9 protein-coding genes are annotated in these 7,270 nt (G+C 46.6%); 1 reads left to right on the top strand and 8 read right to left on the bottom strand.

Features of this window, described 5'->3' with window-relative positions; all coding sequences use genetic code 11:
- Nucleotides 1–81 precede the first annotated feature (81 nt).
- From NH568_RS16870 to flgB, 8 genes are all read right to left on the bottom strand, one after another.
- Nucleotides 82–1,176, bottom strand: a complete 1,095-nt coding sequence (locus NH568_RS16870; RefSeq protein ID WP_138546205.1) for a flagellar basal body P-ring protein FlgI — start codon at nucleotides 1,174–1,176, stop codon at nucleotides 82–84.
- A gap of 11 nt (nucleotides 1,177–1,187) precedes the next feature.
- A complete protein-coding gene (flgH, locus tag NH568_RS16875; protein ID WP_253049052.1) occupies nucleotides 1,188–1,877 on the bottom strand; it encodes a flagellar basal body L-ring protein FlgH in 690 nt (229 codons plus the stop codon).
- Between the two features lie 15 nt (nucleotides 1,878–1,892).
- The gene (flgG, locus tag NH568_RS16880) at nucleotides 1,893–2,681 is read right to left on the bottom strand and encodes a flagellar basal-body rod protein FlgG (RefSeq protein ID WP_138546203.1); all 789 of its coding nucleotides are present in this window, start codon (nucleotides 2,679–2,681) and stop codon (nucleotides 1,893–1,895) included.
- 18 nt (nucleotides 2,682–2,699) lie between these two features.
- Nucleotides 2,700–3,464 (bottom strand): flagellar basal body rod protein FlgF, encoded by a 765-nt coding sequence (locus tag NH568_RS16885; RefSeq protein WP_138546202.1) that lies wholly within the window; start codon nucleotides 3,462–3,464, stop codon nucleotides 2,700–2,702.
- 113 nt (nucleotides 3,465–3,577) lie between these two features.
- The gene (flgE, locus tag NH568_RS16890; protein ID WP_138546201.1) at nucleotides 3,578–4,921 is read right to left on the bottom strand and encodes a flagellar hook protein FlgE; all 1,344 of its coding nucleotides are present in this window, start codon (nucleotides 4,919–4,921) and stop codon (nucleotides 3,578–3,580) included.
- A 37-nt stretch (nucleotides 4,922–4,958) separates the two neighbouring features.
- Nucleotides 4,959–5,636: a flagellar hook assembly protein FlgD gene (locus tag NH568_RS16895; RefSeq protein ID WP_253049055.1), complete on the bottom strand. Its 678-nt coding sequence runs from the start codon at nucleotides 5,634–5,636 to the stop codon at nucleotides 4,959–4,961.
- 15 nt (nucleotides 5,637–5,651) lie between these two features.
- Nucleotides 5,652–6,083 (bottom strand): flagellar basal body rod protein FlgC, encoded by a 432-nt coding sequence (gene flgC / locus NH568_RS16900; RefSeq protein ID WP_253049058.1) that lies wholly within the window; start codon nucleotides 6,081–6,083, stop codon nucleotides 5,652–5,654.
- Nucleotides 6,084–6,085: 2 nt separating this feature from the next.
- The gene (flgB, locus tag NH568_RS16905) at nucleotides 6,086–6,496 is read right to left on the bottom strand and encodes a flagellar basal body rod protein FlgB (RefSeq protein WP_253049061.1); all 411 of its coding nucleotides are present in this window, start codon (nucleotides 6,494–6,496) and stop codon (nucleotides 6,086–6,088) included.
- A 213-nt stretch (nucleotides 6,497–6,709) separates the two neighbouring features.
- Between flgB and NH568_RS16910 the strand changes: the two genes are divergently transcribed.
- Nucleotides 6,710–7,174, top strand: a complete 465-nt coding sequence (locus tag NH568_RS16910) for a helix-turn-helix domain-containing protein (protein WP_349288017.1) — start codon at nucleotides 6,710–6,712, stop codon at nucleotides 7,172–7,174.
- Nucleotides 7,175–7,270 lie beyond the last annotated feature (96 nt).

A 7,270-nucleotide genomic window follows, 5' to 3' on the forward strand; every position in this document is an offset into this window, starting at 1 on the left:
CATAACCAATTACAATGCAATTATTGAGCCAATAAAAAAGCCCCGTAAAACGGGGCTAACTATTTGATTATAAAAGAAGCGTTAAATGACGACTAATTGACCATGTATCGCGCCAGCTTCTTTTAGCGCTTCCAGTATCGCCATCAAATCGCCAGGCGCGGCGCCGACTGCGTTGATAGCTCGCACCAAATCATCCAGGCTTGAACCAGGGTCAAATACGAAGGCACGAGAATCATCTTGGTCAACATCGACAATGCTTTGACGCGTAACAACCGTTTCTCCCTCAGACAAAGGCTGTGGCTGAGATACGTTCACCTGCTCTGCAATGGTCACGGTCAAACCGCCATGAGTGATGGCCGCTGGCTGCAGTTTCACTTCTTTACCAATGACGATAGTACCGGTACGCGAGTTAACGATAATCTTGGCGGAAGTATCTGCCGGGGTGAACTCTAAATTCTCCAGGGTCGATAAATAAGCAACACGTTGTGATGGATCGCGCGGTGCTATAACACGTACAGATGCCGCATCCATAGCCTGCGCACTTTGCGGGCCAACCAGATCATTAATGGTGTCCGCCAGACGTTTCGCCGTAGTGAAATCTGGACGGTTTAGATTAAAAGTGATGTGGTCGCCCTGCGTAAACGGACTCCTGACTGCACGCTCAACGGTGCCGCCATTTGGAATTCGCCCTACCGTTGGCGTATTGATGACCACGCGGCTCCCGTCTAACCCCTCTGCACCCAGGCCTCCTACAATCATACTGCCCTGAGCAATGGCATAGACATTACCATCAACCCCTTTAAGAAAAGTCTGTAACAGCGTTCCGCCGCGCAAACTCCCTGCACTACCTATGGAGGACACGGTAACGTCAATTGTTTGACCAGGCTTTACAAACGCCGGTAACTCAGCATGGACGGCGACCGCCGCGACATTTTTAATTTTTGGCTTGAGGTTGGCAGGCATGGTAATACCAAAGCTATTCAGCATGCCTTTAAAGCTTTGTTCGGTAAAGCGCGTTTGTTCACCTGTTCCCGGCAGACCCACGACCAGACCATAGCCAACCAACTGGTTTGAACGTACGCCCTCAACCATAGTCACATCTTTGATCCGCTCTGCATGTACAAACTGGCTTGTAACAAGTGACACGGCCAGAACAAGCATGTTGAATAATCTCATCGTCTTTTACCTCAAAATGGCATGATGGCGCTCATGAAGAACTTAGTCAGCCAGCCAGCACTTTGTACTTCCTGGGTATCGCCTTTACCTGAATATTGAATACGCGCGTTGGCGATGCGATTTGACTCTACCGTATTATCAGCATTGACATCTTGCGGCCTGACCAGGCCCTCAAGGCGGATAAATTCCTCACCTGTATTCAGAGTTAGCCACTTTTCACCTCGGATCACTAAGTTACCATTGGGTAAAACCCGCATCACATTGACAGAAATATTACCTATCAGACTATTTGACTGGTTGGCCTGCGCGTCACCTTGAAAGGACGAGTTTGAGCCAGCATCCAACTGAATACTTTTGCTTCCCCAGTTAACCGCTGCGCCCCCTAATCCCAATATAGGATCGATATCAACTTCGCTGTCTTTATCCAGCTTGGAGTTCGCGGCTTTTGACGCCTGAGTTGATTCTCGCAATACCACCGTGATGATATCTCCGGTGCGAAGCGCCTTTTTATCCGAGTACAGATCGTTGGCATAAGCATTGAACAGTGAACCTGTTGGTACAACTGGCGCCGCTTCAGCTTCTGGATACATGGGGGCGTAGTAAGGATCGTCCCGCTTAACATCTTTATTCTGCGTTGTTGTACAACCACTCAATGCTATACAGCCTGCCGCTATCAGGCCAAGTGTAGTTAACTTGTCCATACTACCCCCAATCAATTAAAGCTGTTGATTAATGTAACTAAGCATCTCATCGACCGACTTGATCACTTTAGAGTTCATTTCGTAAACTCGCTGTGTTTCTATCAGATTGACCAGTTCTTCAGTTACGTTAACGTTAGATGTTTCCAGTGCCCCCTGCACAATTGATCCAAGACCTTCAACGCCTGGGTTGCCTTGTACTGGCGCACCACTAACCGCCGTTTCGGTGTAAAGGTTTTGGCCAATCGGCTCAAGGCCAGACGGATTAATGAAGTCGCTAATCACTAGCTGGCCAATAACTGTATTAGCCGCTTCTCCCTGAATACTGACAGACACTTCCCCATCCTGAGAGATGGTGATGGAATTGGCATTATCCGGTACATTCATTTCCGGCTGTAGCGGGAAACCTGCACCAGAGGTCACGATACGACCTTCTTCATCGGTGGTGAACTGGCCATTACGCGTGTATGCGATTGTGCCGTCTGGCATCTGAATTTCAAAGAATCCTGGTCCCTGAACCATCCAGTCCAGTGAGTTCTCTGTGCTCAGCATATTGCCTTGCGAAAAGTTCTTCTGGTTGGCAACCACCTTAGCACCGGCACCTAGCATCAAACCTGATGGCAGTTCGGTATCCTGAGAGGAGCGTCCACCAGGTTGGTTAATATTCTGATAGAGTAAGTCTTCAAATATCGCGCGGCTCTTTTTGTAGCCAACCGTGCTAGCATTCGCCAGGTTATTTGAAATAACTGATATATCAGTCTGCTGGGCATCTAAGCCGGTTTTACTGATCCATAATGCTGGGTTCATAATCTTTACCTCACTCTCTTAAACGATACGCAGGAGCGAAGTGTGTCGCTCATCAATTTCTTCAGCTGTTTTCATCAGTTTCATCTGCATTTCAAACTGGCGCTGAAGGTTTACCATGTCCACCATCTCGTGAACTGGGTTTACATTAGACATTTCCAGATAGCCACTCATAACCTTGGCGGTAGGGGAAATTTCACAAAATCCACACACCCCATCTTCCAGTAGCTCTTCTTTTGGTCTGAACAAACCGTCATTACCTTTTTCAAGTTTGCTATTGTCTGCGCTGATTATCTTTAATCGGTCGACCACTTCCAAAAAGTTGGCAGGCGCTCCCTGGGGTCTGACCTGAATAGAACCATCGTCACTGAACACCACCTTTTCTACCGGCAAAGGTAAAATGATGGGACCACCTTCGCCAATAATTTGACGACCATGGCTGGTGACCAATGCACCATCAGCGGTGATATTCAGCGTGCCAACTTTGGTATAAGCTTCTTCACCTGCGGCATCCACCACACTGATCCAGGATTTTTCATCAACCGCAATATCAAGATCACGTCCCGTTTCAGTGATAGCCCCGCCCGTCATCATGGTCCCCGGACGCTCCTGCATAGCAAACACACGGGTAGGAAGCCCTTCACCAAAAGCCTGCATAGAGCGGGCCTGTGCAAAGTCTGCCTTAAATCCGGTGGTATTGGCGTTGGCCAGGTTGTTCGCTTTAAGCCCGACACCAACCAGGTTTTGTTTGGCACCAGACATGGCGACATACAGCATTTTATCCATGGGAACGACCTAAAATTGTTCAATCTATACTGAATAAGCAATATAAATGCCAACATGATCGTCAAGAAAATGAAAAGGCCGCATTGAGCGGCCTTGAGAGGTGATGAAGGTGATTATCGGATCTGCAGAATGTTCTGCTGAAGTGTTGAGTTCACTTCCAGTGCCCGGGAGTTTGCCTGGAAGTTTCGCTGTGCACTGATCAGGTCAACCAATTCGTTGGTCAGGTTAACGTTCGACTGCTCGAGTGCTGAGGAGTTGATGGTTCCCAGCGTACCCGACCCTGGCTCACCCGCAATAGGCTCACCTGATGTTAAACTCTTTTTCCATCCTGTGTTGCCTACTTGCTGTAAGCCTTGCGAGTTTGAGAAACGAACCATCGCAACCTGGCCCAGATAAGTAGAGTCACCATTACTGTAAGAAGCGACAATTTTACCATCAGAGCCAATATCAATACCTGCAAGTCGACCCGTTGTCGCACCATCCTGTTCGAGTGCTTTTACTTCAAAACGGCTCGCAAACTGTGTCGGTGGCTTAGTATTTGCCTCGTCACGCCAGTTCATCTGGATATTGCTCGGGAAGGTCGCACCATTGGTCAATAATGTTGACAAACCCGCGCCTGCACCCGCTGGGATATTGAACGGGTCAAAAGTTGGTCCAGAGACTGGCACACCTGGATCACCGGTTGAGGCTGGGTTACCATTAGAATCAAACTCAAACTCGGTAATTGGACCAGCTACACTGCCGTCACCCGCCGGGCCGACTAACTGCCCACCCAGTGTTGCATAAACCTGCCACTGGTTTGGGTTTGTCGCTGGATCTTCTTTAACAAAGTACATCTGGAGTGTATGCGGCTCACCTAAGCTGTCATAAATCGTTGTAGACGTTGAGCTGTTGTATGAAGCACTTACTGTTGGATCAAACGCCAATGTAGGCGCTGTCACTCTTGAATCCAGGTTAAATGAGGTGTAAACGTTTGTTGTTGCACGAGGAGAACCCGATGCATCTGGGATCTGTAATGCAGCAGATGTACTCAAGCTGACCGATGTCGTATCACCTGTGCTTGGGTCAACAGGGAAACCTTGCAGGAAGTTGCCCTGAGCATCAACAATAAAATTATCTTTATTGAGCTTAAATGCACCTGCACGGCTGTAAGTAAAGTCTTGAGAACCCAACTCTTCACTCATTGCGAAGTAGCCCTCACCCGTAATCGCCAGATCCAGCGAATTCTGAGTAAAGTTCAGAGATCCCTGGTGGAACTGCTGTGCAACCATAGTGGTTTGCACACCATCACCATTTTTTGTTTTACCAGCGCTGAATACCGAAGATGCATAGACGGATGCGAACTCAGCACGTGATTCCTTAAAGCCTGTCGTGTTTACGTTGGCAATGTTGTTAGCTGTCGTATCCAGATCTTTCTGAGCCGCAGCTAAACCTGTTAATGCAATATTGAAACTCATACTCTCACCTCTTGCGATTAAGGTTAAATCTTTTTAATTAGGCCAATTCTGCGACGTCAGTCAGTCGCACGGCACCTGCTTTAGTATTAATAACGATGCCGCTAGCACCATTGACGTTGACGCTCTCTATGTTTCTGAAAGTCGCCGTAGGTAAGGCTGTAAACTTGCCATTTACTGAGCCTTCAGCCTTGATTGTGTAATCACCAGGCGGAAGCATCTCGCCTTCTTTATTTTTGCCATCCCATTCAAATCGCACCGCGCCGGGTTGCTGATCTTTCATATCAATGGTTCTGACAAGCTCGTTTTTATCATTGAGGATACTTACCGTCAGTTTTTCCACCGGCTCCGTCACAATGATTGATCCACGTGCTTGCATGTCTGGGCCATGCTCAATCGTGTCCGACTCTAGCAACGCCTTTTTACCGATCAAGGTAGACGCCTGCAAGGCAGAATTAGAAGTCATAGAATCAGCCAATGATTCGAACTTTGAATTCAGATCCGATATTCCCTCGGCCATTGTGAAGTTCGTCATCTGCGCAATCATCTGATCATTGTCCGCAGGCTTGCTCGGATCCTGATAGGACAATTGTTGAGTCAATAACGCAAAGAAATCCTCTTGCTTCAACTCATCATTCTTTTCTGTCGGCACCTGTCTATCTGGCCAACGCAATGAATCGACATAGGTCGAGGTTGCTGAATTGACGTCGTTACTCATTGGCTATACTCCCACTTAGCGCTGACCAAGTTGCAAGGTTTTGCTAAGCATTTGCTTAGCGGCATCCGCTACCTGAACATTCGTTTGGTACGAACGCGATGCAGAGATCATATTTGTCATCTCTTCAACCACATTCACATTCGGTTTATAGATGTACCCATCTTTGTCAGCACTCGGATGATTTGGGTTGTACTCAACCTGAAGTGGTTTGTCACTTTCAACAATCCCCAGTACTTTCACACCCACGGATGATCCCATCGTGTTAGGATGAGCAGCTGCTGCCTTGTTCAATTCAGCAGCAAACACTGGGTGTCTGGCTCGGTAAACCTGATCCTGACTTGAGCTAACGCTGTTTGCATTGGAAATATTACTGGCGGTCGTATTCAGACGGACATTCTGAGCGCTCATGCCTGAGCCCGCTATATCAAAAACATTATATAAACTCATGATTACCCACCTTGACCACTAAGGGCTTTCTTCAGCCCTTTAAATTTACCAGATAAAAAATTCAAACTAGCTTGGTACTCTAATGCATTTTGTACATACAAGTTTCGTTCCACTTGTATATCAACAGAGTTGCCATCACCAGTATCTGCTTGATTTGGCGTACGATATTGTTCAATACCATTATTTAATTGAGTCCCACCACTGAGGTGTTTATCATTGGTTCTTACCATCTTATTGCCGCTTAGCTGTGCCGATTTTGCCGCTTTAAAAGCCTGACCAAAGTCGATATCCTTAGCTTTGTATCCAGGAGTATCTGCATTGGCTATATTGCTAGCCAAAATTTCAGCACGCTGAGACCGGATCAGCATAGTGTGGGGATGAACCCCCAATGCTTTATCAAAACTAATTGCCATAACCCGACTCCAAAAATTTGACTTAGTGAGATAAAAGCAAGAATGAGGCCAATATTATGGTGGCGGAAAATTGCCGCATTGCCTACAAGGCTACAATCAGGTAACGGAAGATTCGCCGTCGAAAAGCTAAGCTATTCACTGCTGAGATCACCTAATACCAAATTGATTAAGTTTATGATCTAATGTCAAAACCTAATATCTATCGAAGTGATAGTGATTTTGCGGCCCACTGAATTTATTAAGCTCTCCAAGCAGACTATAGACCCAAGAAAGAAAGTACGCATGCTCGCGTTGGCTCATTTCTTTGAAGGTAAATCTCGCTATCAGATTGCTGAATACTTAAAGGTCAGTCGTACGAGCGTGAACAAATGGGTGAAAGACTATCTCGAATATGGATTAGAAGGCCTGGAAGAACTACCTCGCTCGGGCCGCCCTTGCAAACTGGATGATGCACAATTGAAGCAGCTTAAAGCATATGTACTCGACTCTATAGACCGCACGGAAGGTGGTCGGCTAACACTAGAAGATATTCAGCAGTATATATCTGAGTCTTTTCACATTGAGTACGAGTTATCAGCCGTTCACAGATTGTTGAAAAGGCAAAACTTCTCATGGATCAGCAGTCGGTCAATCCACCCTAAAGGGGATAATACCAAATTGATTAAATTTATGATCTAATATCAAAATCTAATATCCATCGATGTGATAATGATTTTGCTGCCCTCTGAATTTAGTAAGCTCTCCAAACAGACTAAAGATCCCAGAAAGAAAGTA

It is taken from the genome of Pseudoalteromonas sp. XMcav2-N (genome assembly GCF_024124545.1).
GTDB lineage: Bacteria > Pseudomonadota > Gammaproteobacteria > Enterobacterales > Alteromonadaceae > Pseudoalteromonas.